This is a genomic window from Cytobacillus oceanisediminis (genome assembly GCF_007830235.1).
Classification (GTDB): domain Bacteria; phylum Bacillota; class Bacilli; order Bacillales; family Cytobacillaceae; genus Cytobacillus; species Cytobacillus oceanisediminis.
The window spans coordinates 1-16,404 of record NZ_VLKI01000008.1; the positions used below are offsets into that span (position 1 = coordinate 1).

A 16,404-nucleotide genomic window follows, 5' to 3' on the forward strand; every position below is an offset into this window, starting at 1 on the left:
GCATTTATGGCAGGATTACATAGATGAAGTGGATCACCTTAGACATACCGAACTGAATAAAACGATATATGCGAAGCGCAAAGAAACAATTGAACGTGTTTTTGCGGACGCAAAAGAAAAGCATGGCATGCGTTGGACGACCTTAAGAGGGCTTAAAAAAGTTTCGATGCAGGCGATGCTTACTTTCGCTGCCATAAATCTTAAAAAATTGGCAAACTGGACATGGCGAGGGCCATGTCCAGCTTGATTTTCGAGGTAAGATGACTATTAAATGTAACAAACCCCATTTTCACAAAGGGTGAAAATGGGGTTTGTCTACGGTCTGAAACAGACCTATATGGTCTGTTTTTTTTATTGATCAAATATTATTCGTATTGTGTTTCAAAACGGGCACCCGGTATTGCTTCTCTGAAAAATTCACTCAAATCGGCTGCCTGTTCATATAAATCAAGCTTAAACGCCTTTTGTAAGTATTCAATATCTTCGAGATCTTTAGGGTCGAGGAGAGTGGAGCGGCCAGTTTGCATACAAATAACCAGAGGCTTTGAGAAGAAGAGATTCGTATAAACGATACCAAAATCATAACGGGTTGTTTCAGTTGTAAAACCCACAAAGCGGACATTAACATTTTCATGCTCATCATAGAGCTTTTCGAAAAAGTCCATATTATTCCTCCTTTTTGATTTAATATTTAGAATATTATTATAATTCATTAATCTTTTTTTGACAAGTATTTTAAATTTCCCTTCCCATTTTAAGTTGTCATAAGATTTTAAACAGTGCTAGAATGAAATAGGATGTTCTTGACCATACTACTTGGGATAATGGGGGGAAGATGATGGCAGCTAATGCATTTATAAAGCTAGTTCCTTCATCAGCAAAGGAAAGTATCACAACTGAAGAGCTGAAAGAACTCTTTTTGTATTTTAAAGACATTACAGGAAAAACAGGTGACCAGATTAAGTGGGAATATGATGATGCCGCTTTTCCTTACGAAATTAAAGAGAAGCCAGAAGGAAAAGGCAGCTGGTTTTATCTTTTGTCAAACCATGACCGCTATAATGCTATTATACTCGGTGTCGACAAAGAAATGATCAGAGAAGAAGATGGTTCTGAACAAGAGCAAACCTACATACAAGTAACCTTACCAGAAAACGCTACATTTGGGGACAAGGGAAAAGCCAACGAATTTTGCAAATTTCTTGCTAAAAAGCTTCAAGGGGAATTGCATTTGTTTAATGGAAGAGTCATGTATTTCTACCCCAGAAAATAAAGAAAACTTTTATAAAAGATCTATTGAAGAGAACAGCTCCAACTGCTGTTCTTATTCTATTTATACATGAAGTCAAGAGGTGAAATATGATCAGAAAAAAAGATATTATTATAGCAATATTTAGCCTGGGCTTTACAATAATATCTCCATTTATTTTTCACTCCTATTATGAGGGGAAACCGGAAAGCACAAATCAAAATATTGTGTTCGGCGCCCCGTTCCCTTTCGCGGAACAGACAATATCCTTTCCGGAGGATTCCGATTCATATCCACTGGAAGTAAAGTTTACATCTCCGTTTGAAAAAGAAACGGACTACAAAGTTGTGCCTTTTCTTTTTTCTTTCTTTAGTTACTTTTTATTGTTCTTTTCTCTTTACACTATTTTTTCAAGATATATTACACGGAAGCCAAAACATGAAGAGGAGCCGGCCTAGTGGCTCCTCTTTCTTTTGGGCTCTGTTAACTTTGCCTGTTGATTTCCACTACATGCGCTCAGCGAACCGCGGGCCGTCCGAGAGCCTCCTCAAGCATTAAGTCTGCGGGGTCTCCCTTTGACACGCTTCTCCCGCTGGACATTGAATAAGCATCCTCGAATAAACAACGCACGAAGGAAATGCGAATGCTTTTCGAGGATCTCACGCCTTCCGCTCAATCAAAAAAGTGCAAAATCAATAATGAGCTTTAACACAGCCTTTTTTTAAAAAGCCGGGATGCACTCCAGTAAAGCCGAATAATCGCCTGTACAGCGTTTGCTTTATTCAACCGTTTTGATCTGTGCTGGGTCGACCATTTCAAATCCTTTATTTTGCAGCCCTTTTACGATATCCTCTACAGCTTCCCTTGTCCATTGCCTGTCATGCATCAGTAAATTGGCCCCCTCCACTAAATATGGGGAATTGACCATTATGTCCGTCAGCGCCTCTTTAGATTGATATTCTTTTTCCCAGTCATACCCATAAGTCCAATTCATGACGAGCATTTTTTCATCCTGTGCAACTTTTTTACTGTAATCTGTATTGGAACCAAAAGGAGCTCTAAAAAACTTTGGCCGCTGACCGATTATGTTTTCAATTTTATCATTTAGACCGACAATTTCTTTGTATTGCTGTTCCTCTGAAAGGTCCTTCAGGTTTTGGTGGCTGTATGTGTGGTTGCCAATTGAAAAGCCAAGATCATGAATGGCTTTCAGTACGGCTGCCTCTTCAGGTGTATCAATAAAATGTCCGTTTACAAAAAAGATTGCTGGTGTACCTAGCTTCTTTAAGGTTTTAGCCATTTCGAGCGCATATGTATCAGGAGCGTCATCAATCGTTAATAGTACAACTTTTGAATTTGCATTATTAATAGGTTCAATGGTCCAGTTATTCTCGTTTAGCTGGTATTCTGTTTCAACAGCTGTTACAGTTTCCTTCGGGCTTGTTTCAGTATCGCCACCTTCTTTGTTATTGCTTTCATCATTCGCTTGAATCTTTGTCTCCTGCTCAGACTTACTTGCTTCTGTTGCTTCTTCAACTTCTTCTTGTTCATTTTTGACTGTTGCTGCTTGTTCCTTTTTTACAGTACCGCATGCAGACAGAAACAGAATGAAAGAAAAAAGAATCATAACCCCTGCTTTTTTCATGTTGTCCTCCTTAAAATGCATATTTCTTTTCAGCCAACTCAATAAGTGGTATCATCAACAATGGCTTTCAAAAAGCCAAGAGTTGTTCCCCTGCTCACTCCTAACCCTAACCCTTACCCACTGCATTTACCCGAAATAGGTTCGATATGAACATTATAAAACATTTTTCCTATTTACTTAACGGCCAGGGAGTTTTACACAGTTATTTTATCAGGGTAAAAAAATATTAGATATTTAAAAGATTTGGAGGGATTTGATGAAGAAACTGACACCCGTATTTACGGTATCAGTCATATTCACAGCATTATTTATTTTATGGGGACTTGTCCCGGAAAGTGTATTGCCGAATGGAAACCTTGACACAGTCACACAGAACATTCAAGGATTTATACTGCAGAAATTTGGCTGGTTTTATTTATTATCGGCTTCAGCCTTTTTAATTTTTTCTATCCTATTAATATTCACCAAGTACGGAAATATTCGTTTAGGGAAGGATGCTGACAGACCTGAATATAATTATTTAACTTGGTTTGCCATGCTTTTTAGCGCAGGAATGGGGATCGGCCTTGTATTTTGGGGAGTGGCGGAACCGATGTACCATTATTATGCTCCACCTTTCTCAGAAGGGCAGACACCTGATGCTGCAAGAGCAGCCATGAGGTATTCCTTTTTCCATTGGGGTCTCCATCCATGGGCGATTTATACAGTAATTGCGCTGGCTCTTGCCTATTTTCAATTTAGAAAAGGGGCGCCGGGAGTTATTAGCTCTATATTAAGGCCTATTTTGGGCGACCGCGTTGATGGGCCTCTGGGCGTGTTCATTAATTTCATCGCCGTTTTTGCTACTGTATTTGGGGTTGCAACCTCTTTAGGTCTTGGAGCCATTCAAATTACAGGGGGACTTTCGGCCACATTTGACGGAATCGATAATAATATTGCTACCCAGTTAACGGTTATTGCCATCGTAACCATTCTATTTATGCTTTCTGCGCAAACAGGTTTAAATAAGGGTATAAAATACTTAAGTAATTTAAACATTATCTTAGCAATAGCTTTAATGGTGTTCTTGCTGTTTGTAGGGCCTACCAATTTTATTATGGATCTTTTTACAACAACGATTGGCTCGTACCTTCAAAACCTCCCATCGATGAGCTTCAGATTAAGTCCATTTGATCAGGAGCTTACATGGTTCCAGGATTGGACAATCTTTTATTGGGCATGGTGGATTGCGTGGGCACCATTTGTCGGAACCTTTATAGCCCGAATCTCCAGGGGACGGACCATCCGCGAATTCGTAATAGGAGTGCTTGCTGTTCCAACGATTTTCGGTGCTCTATGGTTTTCCGTTTTCGGAGGAACTGGAATTTATCTTGAGTTTTTTGAAGCAAAACCTGTAATGAGTTCTATAGAACAACAAGGAATGGAAGTCGCTTTATTTACCGTTTTTGATAACTTCCCTTTCTCAACGGTTCTATCCTTACTGGCTATTTTCTTAATCAGCACCTTCTTTATTACATCTGCTGACTCTGCCACCTTTGTTCTTGGCATGCAGACAACTAACGGGAGCCTGAACCCTTCCAACAGAATAAAATTTGTCTGGGGGGTTATCCAATCTGCCTCAGCAGCCATACTTTTATGGACAGGAGGATTGGAGGCACTCCAGAGGGCTTCCATTATCGCAGCACTGCCTTTTACAATCATCATGCTTCTTATTGTTATATCACTGATAAAATCCTTTAAAGAGGAAGTCATTCCGGCACGAAAATTGCATAAATCATAGAAAAAAGAAGCTGACTCAGAAGGTCGTTGACCGACGACTCTTTTGAGTCAGTTTTTCGTATTGAAAGCATTTTTTCTCGTTTTCGGGTTATTTATTGAAAATTAGAGGAGATATCCCCCTTAATCTTTCACTATCTTAACTTTGTTTTGTCTAAGTTCATCCCACTTTTTCAAATTGTGGGCAACACAAATAAGACCCCAATCCGTGGTGTTTTTGGATATGCCTCTTAGAGAAAACCGGTTAAATTTTCGGTTGTGTTTAATTTGTCCGAAGACAGGCTCGACATCTATTTTTCGGTTTCTGTACCCGGACCGCCCGCGGAAAGCGAGTCCCTGGAGCGGAAATCAACAGGCCAATTTTATAGAGCTATTGTCTTGGAAAAAAGAGGGTGCCCAAAAGCTATATACTTTTGGGACACCCTCTTTTTTTATCAGTATGCCCTCTCATTTTACCAATGGCTGAGATATGACATGGCCAAATGGAAGGAGCCATATAAGCTTAAACTCATTAGTGTGACCATAAACGTTTTTTTAGCCGACTTAATAATCCAATTCCCTATATTTATTGCCAAGTAGAAAAAAACGAAAAACATAATGACTTTGTAAACAAGCTGGTCATATTTTGACAGCCATTCAATGAATGTATAACCGCTCCAAATAATCAGCTGAAGCATAAGAGCTGTATAAATCTTCATTTTTCCCACCACCACATTTTATCAATCATTTCCCTTTTCTTTAATAAAGGAAACACTGTGTGTTTGTAATATATGTTTAAAATGAAAATCTTATTTTTCATTTCTGTAACATTTGAGTGACAAGCCAAATTTTTAACTTCCTGTATGATAAAATACTCATTATTATGAAAGAATAGCTTTTGAACTGTTAGCTTAATGGTAAATCACAAAGACTTTTATACTATACAAAATATACACTTTTGCTTTGAACTGTCTTCGATTCGTTTTATGGAATATTTAATAAAGTGAGGGCAATGGATATGAAAGGTCTGCCGCTTTTAATAATCGTTTCACTCTTGTTTGTGACCTCTTCATGCAATCATAAAGAAGCAAAAAAAGAATTAATGATTGACGACAGTGTTAAACAAATCATTTTCTTCTCTAATCATAAACAATACGAGCAAGAAGTCTCTTATTATGATGCGATTATCGAATTAAAGAGAAGCTTTCCGGAAGAAATAAAGAACATGAAGATTATTACTGCATCGGAATCAAAAAACTATTATAACAATTTTGAAATTGAAAACTGCCCGGCTATTTTGCTGGTTTATCAGGATGAAGTACTTGTTGAGATAAAAGGAAATGTTCCAAAAGAACAAATCGTTAAGCCCCTGGCCCATGCCTTGGATAGTGGCAGGTAAACGAACCTAAAAAAATCCTTCCCGAGTTGGGAAGGATTTTTCTATCATTACTTAACGATGTGAATAGGGCTTCCAATAGCAACCTCTGCTGCTTCCATTGTGATTTCACCTAATGTTGGATGAGCATGGATCGTCATAGCAAGATCTTCTGCAGTCATGCCAGCTTCAATAGCCAATCCAAGTTCAGCGATCATATCAGATGCGCTTGCACCAGCAATTTGTGCACCGATTACCAGGCCATCTTCTTTACGTGTCACAAGCTTTAAGAAGCCATCTGTTGAATCCAGCGCAAGTGCACGGCCGTTAGCCGCAAATGGGAACTTGGCTGCTGTTACTTCGATTCCTTCTTCTTTCGCCTGCTTTTCTGTATAGCCAACAGAAGCTAACTCAGGCTCTGAGAATACTACAGCCGGAATTGCCAGGTAATCAATTTCAGAGTTATGTCCGGCAATTGATTCTGCAGCAATTTTACCTTCGTAGGAAGCTTTATGCGCAAGCGGAGGACCTTCTACAATATCGCCGATTGCGTAGATATTGCTTACACTTGTACGGCACTGCTTATCAATCTTAACAACACCGCGGTCACTCATTTCTATGCCTACTTGCTCTAAACCTAATTCATCAGTATTAGGACGGCGTCCAACCATAACAAATACATAATCTGCTTCAACGGTTTTCTCTTCGCCTTTTACCTCGTATTTAATAGTAACGCTGTTTTCACTTTCTTCAACGCCCTTAGCAAGAGCTTTTGTGATGATTTCAGCGCCTTTTTTCTTAAGGTTTCGTTTTACGAGTGAAGACATCTGCTTTTCGAAACCATTTAGGATTTCATCGGCACCTTCAAGTATTGTTACTTTCGTACCAAAGTTCGCATACGCTCCACCAAGCTCTGTACCAATATAGCCTCCACCGATAACAACAATGCTTTCAGGAATTTCTTCAAGCGCCAATGCACCAGTTGAATCTAGTACACGTTTTGTGTATTTGAATGCAGGAAGTTCAATTGGGCGTGATCCTGTTGCAATAATAGCATTTTTGAATGTATACGTCTGGGCAGAATTTTCATCCATTACCCGAAGAGTATTCGCATCAACAAAGTAAGCTTCTCCGCGAACGATGTCTACCTTGTTGCCTTTTAGAAGGCCTTCAACACCGCCTGTAAGCTTTTTAACAACGCCAGCTTTCCATTCTTGGACTTTTGTGAAGTCAACCTTCACATTTTCAGCAGTAATACCCATGTTATCAGAGTGCTTAGCTGTTTCATAACGGTGTCCCGCAGAGATAAGTGCCTTAGAAGGAATACATCCAACGTTTAGGCAAACACCGCCTAGAGTACCTTTTTCTACGATTGTAACCTTTTGTCCAAGCTGTGCTGCACGGATAGCTGCAACATATCCTCCTGGACCTGCTCCAATGACTATAGTATCTGTTTCAATAGGGAAATCTCCTACTACCATTTATTACGCCTCCATTAACAATAGTTCTGGATCGTTCAGTAAACGCTTGATGTGGTTAAGTGCATTCTGTGCAGTTGCTCCATCAATGATTCTGTGGTCAAAGCTTAGAGACAATGCCAATACTGGAGCAGCAACAATTTCTCCGTCTTTTACTACCGGCTTTTCCGCAATACGGCCAATACCAAGAATGGCAACTTCAGGATGATTGATAACTGGTGTAAACCATTGTCCGCCTGCAGAACCGATATTTGTGATTGTGCATGAAGCACCTTTCATTTCATCCGGAGCAAGCTTGCCATCACGAGCCTTTCCAGCAAGCTCATTGATTTCATTTGAGATCGCAAATGTAGATTTGCGGTCTGCATCCTTTACAACTGGTACAAGAAGACCTTTCTCCGTATCAGCTGCAATACCAATGTTGTAGTAATGCTTATGGATGATTTCACCTGCAGCATCATCAATTGATGTGTTTAATGCAGGGAATTCACGCAATGCGCTTGTTAGTGCCTTTACCACATATGGAAGGAATGTAAGCTTGATTCCTTTATTAGCTGCAATTTCTTTGAACTTCTTGCGGTGTGCAACAAGTTTCGTTACATCAATTTCATCCATCAATGTAACATGTGGAGCAGTATGCTTAGAGTTAACCATAGCTTTAGCAATGGCTTTGCGGATTCCGCTCATCTTCTCGCGAGTTTCAGGATATTGCCCTTCTGGGATCGCTTGTGCAGCTGGCGGTGCAGTTTCTTTTGTTTCAGTTTGCACTGGTGCAGCTTCTTGAGCAGGAGCTTCAGCAGTTTTAGCTTGTGCTCCGCCATTCAAGAATGCGTCAATATCAGCTTTTTGAATACGCCCATTTTTGCCGCTTCCTGCTACCTGGCGAATGTCAATGCCCTTATCGCGAGCATATTTTCTTACTGAAGGCATGGCAATAATGCGGCGATTAGGATCCACTTCAGCCTGGGAAATAGCTGCTCCTTCTTTTGGTGCTTCTTGCATAGGAGCTTCTTCCTTTTTCACATCCTGGCCAGCTTCACCTGTTGACTGAACTTGCGCTTCAGTTTTAGCTTCTTCTTTTGGAGCTTCGTCTTCATGATCTCCCTTGAATTTAAGGTCCTCATATCCAGGAGCATCAAAAGTTATTAAAACCTGGCCTACAGTTGCAACTGTTCCTTCTTCAACAAGAATTTCTTCGACTTTACCTTTAACAGGGGAAGGAATTTCGACAACTGCTTTATCATTTTGAACCTCACAAAGCACGTCATCTTCTTGTACTTCATCGCCAGGCTTTACAAACCACTTGACGATTTCACCTTCATGGATACCTTCACCAATGTCAGGCAATCTAAATTGGAATGCCAATGGAATTCAACCTCCTATTATTTCGATCAATTAATAAAGTGCAAGCGCCTTGTCCACCCCCGACAAGCACAAGTCGAGCCTAACGGAAAGGCGTTCTTTGCCTTTCTGGTAGGATTGGCTTTTGACCTCGAGGGGGTAGGCGCTGGAGCTAGAATAGTAAAACACGGCAGGGAAATAGATTCCCCCACTTTGATCTGAGTAATTTCATTAATTAGCGTTCTGTAAAACTTGCCTGTTGACTTCCGCTCCAGGAGCTCAGCGAACAGCGGGCGGTACGACGCTCCTCAGCTCCTTCGGGGTCTCCCGTTGAAACGCTTCCCCCGCAGGACTTTTGAGTAAGCATCCTCGAATGAACACCGCACAAAAAAATGCGAATACATTTTCAAAGATCTCGCACCTTACGCTACAATCAACAGTTTGCCAGAATGACTATAAGCTCTAAAACAGCCTTTAATTAAAATTCAAGAACTTTTTTAGCTGTTTCGATAACGTCTTTATAGTTTGGCAGCCATACTGTTTCAGCTTGCGGGAAAGCAAATACAGTATCTGGAGCCGCTACACGAAGGACTGGTGCTTCAAGGCTAAGGATTGCACGGTCATTGATTTCAGCCACAACATTTGCTGCAACACCAGCTTGCTTCTGTGCTTCCTGAACAACGATGGCTCTTCCCGTTTTCTCAACAGAAGAAATGATTGTATCAATATCAAGCGGAGCAACTGTGCGCAAATCGATAACTTCCACAGACTTTCCTTCTTTTTCAAGCTCTTCAGCAGCTTTTAATGACTCATGAACCATTGCGCCATAAGTCACAATTGTAAGGTCAGAGCCCTCACGTTTTACTTCTGCCTTGCCAAGCGGAATTGAATATTCCTCTTCTGGCACTTCCTGGCGGAAAGAACGGTATAATTTCATGTGCTCAAGGAAGATAACAGGGTCGTTATCACGGATAGCTGAAATTAGCAGCCCTTTCGCATCATATGGAGTTGATGGAATTACAACCTTTAATCCTGGCTGCTGAGCCATAAGGCCTTCAAGGCTGTCCGCATGCATTTCAGGAGTATGTACGCCTCCTCCGAATGGTGAGCGGATTGTAACCGGTGCACTGTATCTTCCACCTGAACGGTAACGCATACGCGCCAGCTGGCCGGAAATAGAATCCATTACTTCGAAAACGAATCCAAAGAATTGAATTTCAGGAACTGGACGGAAGCCCTGTAAACCAAGACCTACTGCCAGACCGCCGATTCCGGATTCAGCTAGTGGTGTATCAAATACACGCTCTTCGCCGAATTCTTTTTGCAGGCCTTCGGTAGCACGGAAAACGCCGCCGTTTACGCCTACATCTTCACCGAATACTAAAACATTCGGATCGTTGCGCAATTCTGTGCGCAGAGCATCAGTAATTGCCTGAATCATTGTCATTTGCGCCATGGCTTACTTCGACTCCTTTTCTTTATAAATTTCATATTGTTCTTTTAAATTGTGAGGCATTTCTTCGTACATAATTTTCATCAAGTCAGTAACCTTTTGCTTAGGTGTATCATCAGCCTTCTTAATGGCTTCTTTAATATCATCTTTCGCTTTTTCAATTACTTCGTTTTCCATATCTTCGTTCCAGATTCCCTTATCTTCAAGGAACTTGCGGAAACGTACAAGAGGGTCTTTCTTTTCCCACTCGTTATCAAGATCCGAAGTACGGTAGCGAGTTGGGTCATCCCCTGCCATTGTGTGCGGTCCGTAACGGTAAGTTAGTGTTTCAATAAGAGTTGGACCTTCGCCATTAATTGCGCGTTCACGAGCTTCACGAACTGCAGCATATACAGCAAGCGGATCCATTCCATCAACCTGGATTCCCGGTATTCCTGCAGCAACTGCTTTTTGTGCAATTGTCTTAGCAGCGGATTGCTTTTCAACAGGAGTGGAAATAGCAAAACGGTTATTTTGGACAATAAAGATTGCCGGAGCTTTGAATGCTCCCGCAAAGTTAATTCCTTCGTAGAAGTCACCCTGTGAGGCACCGCCGTCACCAGTGTAAGTAATCGCAACTTTCTTTTCGCCGCGCTTTTTCATGCCAAGCGCCACACCTGCAGTTTGGATGTATTGAGCACCAATGATAATTTGAGGAGATATAACATTTACACCTTCAGGAATATTTCCGCCTTCATAGTGTCCTCTTGACCATAGGAAAGCCTGGTATAGAGGTAGGCCGTGCCAAATGATTTGAGGAACATCACGGTAGCCTGGAAGAATGAAATCTTCTTTTTCCAGTGCAAATTGGGAAGCAAGCTGTGAAGCCTCCTGTCCTGCTGTTGGTGCATAGAAGCCTAAACGGCCTTGTCTGTTTAGTGAAATGGAGCGCTGGTCAAGAATACGGGTATAAACCATGCGTTGCATTAATTCCTGCAGCTGCTCATCGCTTAAGTCAGGCATTGCTGATTCATTAACAATCTTGCCTTCTTCACTTAAAATTTGTAGAGTTTGGAACTGTTCTTCAACTGTTTCGAGCTGTTTTTTCGCGTCGAATTGTGCCTTCTTTGTTTTAGAAGCCATATCAGTCACCCTTTCCTTTCATAAAAAGACGTTAATTAAGAGTTTTTATACACAAAATTTAGGTTACCCAAAATGAAGCCATATTAGAAAAACCTTCTTAATGTAAATAACTTTTTCTATCAGGCACTGTGCTTTTTAAGCAATAGCAGAAAGCTTGATTCTGCCATATGCATACTTTTGATTAGTTTTCCACAGAACTCGCATAAAAAAACGTCTTTCTGTTCATCCTTAACTATCATATTCTGTATTAGTTTATTTTGCAACTAAATTGATACAGAAATGTCTACGAGATTTAGTTTAATATACCTAAAACACATACGTCAATTACCTTGTTTTATGTTTTTACATTGTAAGCATACTTTTTATATACTTTCACAAAAATAAAACTGTATTATCTAGACCACCGGTTCTGTACTATAAAAAACTTCTAAATCGGCTTGTGTTATAGTAAAGTTACTCTGCCTGGTATTATTTTAATAAAATAAAGGCTCTGTTAAATTTTCCTGTTGATTGCAGCACGAGGCACTCCCTTTCCGCGGGCGGTCCGACGCTCCTCGTCGCTTTGCTCCTGTGGGGTCTCCCTTTGATCCGCCCTCCCGCAGGACTTTGAATAAGCTTCCCTGAAATAACACCGCACGAAGGAAATGCGAATTCATTTTCGCGGGATCTCGTGCCTTCCGCTCCAATCAACAGGGTGCTAAAAAACAACAATAAGCTTTAACAGAGCCAAAATAAAAAAAGGCATCTGCTCAGATCCCAGATCTCTTTTTTTACCTAGTCCATAAATCAATGTTATATACACCTTTGCACATACCCTAATGATACAAAAAATGCCGGCATTTTATTATGCCGGCACCACATTATTATTCTTCTGTTTTAATCTCAAGCCCAGCCTCTTTATAAAAAGCCAGCTTTGCTTCATTATATTCTTTCGTTTTTTCGTTGAATTGCTTATTTGAATCCAGAATGTTTTCATACATACCGTTTATTTTGCTAATTTGTTCTTCAAGCTGTTTAAGGGAAAGGTCCTCCTTCTTAAACATCGCATAAAGCTCTTTATCATATTCAAGCGCTTCGGTATAGTCTTTATAAAGCACATCGTGGATCTCATATCTATCCATCATAATTCCATATAATTCCTTGGACTTTTCCTGTAATTTTTTATCCTCTATTTCCTTTATAATAGGCAATAAAGTTTCAAATTCCTCTTTGGATGCCTGGATGCTCTCCTGCTCTTTTTCCATGTGGTCCTTTCTTTGGTCCACAATGGAAGAAGCTTCATCTGAAAGCTTTGTAATTTCGTCAAATTCTTTCATTCCCAGGGCAATAATTTTATCGTATAATTCCTTTTCTTTTTTCTCCAGATTAACAAGCGGATCCTGCTGCTCCTCAAAAGTTTTCTCTTCTGCAACAACGTTTTCAAGGACCTCATAAATTTTTTCCTCTGGAGTAGGCTGATTCATACAGCCTGTCAGGAAAATGGCTCCTATTGTTAAAACCAGCAACAGGCGGCATTTACTAAAAATCGACACGATGAAACCTCCTTACTTATAACAATTTTAACTATATCGGTACTTGCACCATTTGACAATAGCCTAATGGAATGACAAATTTTGTCGAGTTTTACCTCAGGTCGCTTTTAGACTTGTCCTAGCCTGCAGCTTTTGCCTTTTTTTAATCTATTCATTTCGTTTTTCCTTTATGACTTGGGCAAAGGCCTACACCAAAAATCTGCTTACACATAGGCTATATTAATCGTCCAATACGACTCGTTTAAAAATATGGACGGTAATCTACTTCAGGGAGGTTATCCTTCATGTACGGATATGGCGGATACGGTTATGGCTGCGGTTATCCAGGAGCCGTTGCAGGTGCTGGTTACGGCAGAGGTTTTGCGTTAATTGTTGTTTTGTTTATTCTCTTGATCATCGTTGGCTGCGCTTGCTGGAAATTTTAATTTTTGAGAAGGTGCCGCTGGTGCCTTCTCTTATTAACTTTTTCACTGCACTCTGTTAGACTAAAAATATTATAAGCAGCCATGCGCTGGATTTGGCTCCTGCTTCCCAGCACGCCAAATCCTCTGCTGCCCCATCCACATTTTATTTACATAGCGGGAGTGATTATTCATGCTGAGCATGAAAGATATAATACGTGATGGGCATCCTACCTTAAGACAAATAGCCGCAAAAGTGAGCATGCCTCCATCCGAAGAAGACAGGCAAATATTAAAGGAAATGCTTGAATATGTAAGAAACAGCCAAAACCCTGAACTGGCTTCAAAATATGGCTTGAGACCCGGTATTGGCTTAGCGGCACCACAAATAAATGTTCTTAAACGAATGATTGCCGTACATGTAACCGATAATAATGAGCTTTACAGTTATGCTCTCTTCAACCCAAAAATTGTTAGCCATTCTGTGCAGCATGCTTATTTGGCTGCAGGTGAAGGTTGTTTATCTGTTGATGAACCCATACCCGGTTTTGTGCCAAGGTATGCCAAAGTAACAGTAAAAGGTACAGATCTCGATGGTAAAGAAGTAAAACTTCGGTTAAAGGGATTGCCTGCAATTGTGTTCCAGCATGAAATAGACCATTTGAACGGAATCATGTTTTACGACCACATTAATAATCAAAATCCGTTTCAACCAATTGAAAATGCGGTGGCAATTGAAAGATAACCACATTCTGCACATTGCAGAGGCGAACAAAATAAAAGGAAAGTCCATTTCGTATCAGGACTTTCCTTTTATTAATAGCTCTGTTAAATTTGTCTGTTGATTAAAGCTCGCTTTCCGCGGGCGGTCCGACGCTCCTCAAGCATAAGCCTGCAGGATCCACTTTAACTCTCGTCTCTCGCTGGCCATTGAAAATGCATCCTCACGAAGGAAATGCGAATGCATTTTCGAGAAGTCTCGGCTTCCGCTCCAATAAACAGAGTGCAAAATCAGCAATAGGCTTTTCCATAGCCTTATTGATAAGGGTTTATCGGAATGCTAAATTAATTGAAGCTCTTTTAGTCCATTCCATATGCCTTCTTCATCGACCGAAGATGTAACACGGTCTGCTGCCTCTTTTACTATATCTGCTGCATTGCCCATAGCTATCCCGGTACCCACCGCATTCAGCATCTCAATATCATTTAAGCCATCTCCAAAAGCGTATACATCCTTCAATTCAAAGCCCATCCGTTCAATCATTTTTTTAATTCCTTCAGCTTTAGATCCACCCGCAGGCAAAACGTCTACCGAGTAAGGGTGCCATCTGATAAAGCCGAAATCCGGATATTCCGAAAAATACATTTTCTCGTCTTTTTCCTCACAAAAAAGCAATGACTGATATAATTCCCTATCCTTAAAGAAATTCTTATCTTCTTCAGGATGAGGAAACTTAAGGCTTCCCATGCTCTTTTCTATAAATTCATGATGCCGGACTGATGATTTCATCGTTTTCTCATTCATAAATACGAGCGGATGCCCGTTATCCTGCGCATGTTTATAAAGCTTTTCAATTTCAGATGTCCTCAAAGGGTTACGGTAAATAGCTTCATTCTCAAAAACGACATATTGTCCGTTAAAGCTGACAAATGAATCTATATCAAGCTCATCCCTAAGGCTTTCGAACATAAAAGGGGCCCTTCCAGTCGCGATAGCCACAAATGTTCCTTTCTTTTTCAATTGGTCTATAGCTTCCTTTGTACTGTCAGGGAGCTTTTTATCAGAATCCAATAAGGTTCCGTCTATATCGAAGAAAACAATTTTTTTCATATTATACTAACTTCCTTTCGTGCATAATCATGCTGCTTCATGCGGCAGCATTTCTGCCTGCTGAACTCTCTTTTTTTTGTGTTATATATACTCCGGCAAAAATAATAAGAAGCCCGATAAGCATTGACAAGTGAATTTTTTCCTGAAGGAGGATAGCTCCCCAGATGATTGCAGATCCAGGTACAATGTAGGTTACCAATGAGGCAAATTCAGGGCTGCCCTCTTTTACTAAATAATAATACAGCAGATAGGCAAGGCCAGAACCGAAAGCTCCCAAACCAATTAGCGGAAGAAATATCTCTGCCTCCATAAATTTGTTTATTGGTGTGGGTGATAACACCTGCATAGCAAAAAAACTAATGATCGTTGCTGCAAAGAGGGTAAACAGGGAAATTTGCAGGGTAGACACACCAGAAAGGTGTTTTTTTGTTAGGTGAGTACCTGCTCCGTAGCAGAAAGCAGCACCCGACATCAAAAGCACACCATATGTATTTCCTGATAATAAATCCGCGGTATGGATATCAGACAAGATTAAAATGTTCCCCAAATCAGACTCAAGACCATTAAAGCTCCATAAAGCTTCCCCATCCGCTCCACAACTTTCTGTTGAAAATAAAACATTATAACTTTGAAAACTGTCTAGCAGCAGCACCTTCCGGAGACGTTCGTCTTGTGCTTGTCCGGGGTGATCAAGGCGCTTGATCTTTTCTTGATTTATAGTAATAAAACATTAAACCCATAAAGGAAAATTGTCAATTTGCTTCCTGTGTTCAGTCACTAAATTCTAAAATCGTTAAAGATTTTCCAATTTTCCCCACGAGAGATTTTCATATTTCATCATATAATATAACTAAAAAGAGACCACTATAAAAACTAAATCTGTTTAAAACGCCCTTGTTTCCTTTACTTTGGACAAGGATCGTTTAAAATAGAAAGTAAGGAGATGATCCACTATGTTGAAGAAGCTAAGAAAGAAGCTCTTAAAACAGTGGAACGACATGCTTCGAAAAAAGTCTATCGCCTGACAATTTTGAGCCCTTCAAACTTGCGAAGGGCTCCTTCCTTATTGTAAATTGGTTATCAGTACACTTTTTTACATAGTTTTCACAACGCTCCACCTGCTACCAGCTGAAGCGGAATAAACCTAAACAAGAAAAAACATGTAATACATGTTATTATTTTATATAATAGAAAAAGCTATATCGGATTAAGGAGAGATTGA

16 protein-coding genes and 1 pseudogene are annotated in these 16,404 nt (G+C 40.3%); 6 read left to right on the top strand and 11 right to left on the bottom strand.

Going from position 1 to position 16,404, the window contains the following annotated elements; genetic code table 11:
- Window positions 1–247 (top strand): transposase (locus IQ19_RS14245; RefSeq protein WP_199749476.1); only part of this gene is annotated, 247 nt, incomplete at its 5' end.
- A gap of 118 nt (window positions 248–365) precedes the next feature.
- On the opposite strand, the gene IQ19_RS14250 is transcribed toward IQ19_RS14245, so the two are convergent.
- Complete coding sequence (locus IQ19_RS14250) at window positions 366–665, bottom strand: DUF3055 domain-containing protein (protein WP_110067301.1); 300 nt, start codon at window positions 663–665, stop codon at window positions 366–368.
- A gap of 173 nt (window positions 666–838) precedes the next feature.
- Between IQ19_RS14250 and IQ19_RS14255 the strand changes: the two genes are divergently transcribed.
- On the top strand, window positions 839–1,273 hold the full coding sequence (locus IQ19_RS14255) for a DUF1885 family protein (protein ID WP_199749480.1): 435 nt from the start codon (window positions 839–841) through the stop codon (window positions 1,271–1,273).
- A gap of 754 nt (window positions 1,274–2,027) precedes the next feature.
- Here the strand turns inward: IQ19_RS14255 and IQ19_RS14260 are convergent.
- Complete coding sequence (locus IQ19_RS14260; protein WP_144543058.1) at window positions 2,028–2,894, bottom strand: polysaccharide deacetylase family protein; 867 nt, start codon at window positions 2,892–2,894, stop codon at window positions 2,028–2,030.
- A 256-nt stretch (window positions 2,895–3,150) separates the two neighbouring features.
- On the opposite strand from IQ19_RS14260, the gene IQ19_RS14265 reads away from it, so the two are divergent.
- The gene (locus tag IQ19_RS14265; RefSeq protein ID WP_144543059.1) at window positions 3,151–4,674 is read left to right on the top strand and encodes a glycine betaine uptake BCCT transporter; all 1,524 of its coding nucleotides are present in this window, start codon (window positions 3,151–3,153) and stop codon (window positions 4,672–4,674) included.
- Window positions 4,675–4,793: 119 nt separating this feature from the next.
- Here IQ19_RS14265 and IQ19_RS14270 read toward each other — a convergent pair.
- Window positions 4,794–4,991, bottom strand: a pseudogene (locus tag IQ19_RS14270) (transposase); the annotation flags it as partial.
- 131 nt (window positions 4,992–5,122) lie between these two features.
- Complete coding sequence (locus IQ19_RS14275; RefSeq protein WP_144543060.1) at window positions 5,123–5,368, bottom strand: hypothetical protein; 246 nt, start codon at window positions 5,366–5,368, stop codon at window positions 5,123–5,125.
- A gap of 293 nt (window positions 5,369–5,661) precedes the next feature.
- Between IQ19_RS14275 and IQ19_RS14280 the strand changes: the two genes are divergently transcribed.
- Complete coding sequence (locus IQ19_RS14280) at window positions 5,662–6,048, top strand: small peptidoglycan-associated lipoprotein (protein WP_242021009.1); 387 nt, start codon at window positions 5,662–5,664, stop codon at window positions 6,046–6,048.
- Window positions 6,049–6,095: 47 nt separating this feature from the next.
- Here IQ19_RS14280 and lpdA read toward each other — a convergent pair whose 3' ends face one another.
- The 5 genes from lpdA to IQ19_RS14305 form a co-directional block, all read right to left on the bottom strand.
- Window positions 6,096–7,505: a dihydrolipoyl dehydrogenase gene (lpdA, locus tag IQ19_RS14285; protein ID WP_144543061.1), complete on the bottom strand. Its 1,410-nt coding sequence runs from the start codon at window positions 7,503–7,505 to the stop codon at window positions 6,096–6,098.
- Window positions 7,506–7,508: 3 nt separating this feature from the next.
- Window positions 7,509–8,867 (bottom strand): dihydrolipoamide acetyltransferase family protein, encoded by a 1,359-nt coding sequence (locus IQ19_RS14290; RefSeq protein ID WP_144543062.1) that lies wholly within the window; start codon window positions 8,865–8,867, stop codon window positions 7,509–7,511.
- A 454-nt stretch (window positions 8,868–9,321) separates the two neighbouring features.
- On the bottom strand, window positions 9,322–10,299 hold the full coding sequence (locus tag IQ19_RS14295) for an alpha-ketoacid dehydrogenase subunit beta (protein ID WP_144543063.1): 978 nt from the start codon (window positions 10,297–10,299) through the stop codon (window positions 9,322–9,324).
- Between the two features lie 3 nt (window positions 10,300–10,302).
- Complete coding sequence (gene pdhA, locus IQ19_RS14300; protein WP_144543064.1) at window positions 10,303–11,418, bottom strand: pyruvate dehydrogenase (acetyl-transferring) E1 component subunit alpha; 1,116 nt, start codon at window positions 11,416–11,418, stop codon at window positions 10,303–10,305.
- An 863-nt stretch (window positions 11,419–12,281) separates the two neighbouring features.
- Window positions 12,282–12,950: a YkyA family protein gene (locus tag IQ19_RS14305; RefSeq protein WP_144543065.1), complete on the bottom strand. Its 669-nt coding sequence runs from the start codon at window positions 12,948–12,950 to the stop codon at window positions 12,282–12,284.
- 284 nt (window positions 12,951–13,234) lie between these two features.
- Between IQ19_RS14305 and IQ19_RS14310 the strand changes: the two genes are divergently transcribed.
- Both IQ19_RS14310 and def read left to right on the top strand, forming a co-directional pair.
- The gene (locus IQ19_RS14310) at window positions 13,235–13,375 is read left to right on the top strand and encodes a YjcZ family sporulation protein (RefSeq protein WP_144543066.1); all 141 of its coding nucleotides are present in this window, start codon (window positions 13,235–13,237) and stop codon (window positions 13,373–13,375) included.
- A gap of 169 nt (window positions 13,376–13,544) precedes the next feature.
- Window positions 13,545–14,096, top strand: a complete 552-nt coding sequence (def, locus tag IQ19_RS14315) for a peptide deformylase (RefSeq protein WP_144543067.1) — start codon at window positions 13,545–13,547, stop codon at window positions 14,094–14,096.
- Between the two features lie 315 nt (window positions 14,097–14,411).
- Here def and IQ19_RS14320 read toward each other — a convergent pair whose 3' ends face one another.
- The gene (locus IQ19_RS14320) at window positions 14,412–15,182 is read right to left on the bottom strand and encodes a Cof-type HAD-IIB family hydrolase (protein WP_144543068.1); all 771 of its coding nucleotides are present in this window, start codon (window positions 15,180–15,182) and stop codon (window positions 14,412–14,414) included.
- A gap of 37 nt (window positions 15,183–15,219) precedes the next feature.
- Window positions 15,220–15,711: a DMT family transporter gene (locus IQ19_RS14325; protein WP_242021010.1), complete on the bottom strand. Its 492-nt coding sequence runs from the start codon at window positions 15,709–15,711 to the stop codon at window positions 15,220–15,222.
- Between the last annotated feature and the right edge of the window lie 693 nt (window positions 15,712–16,404).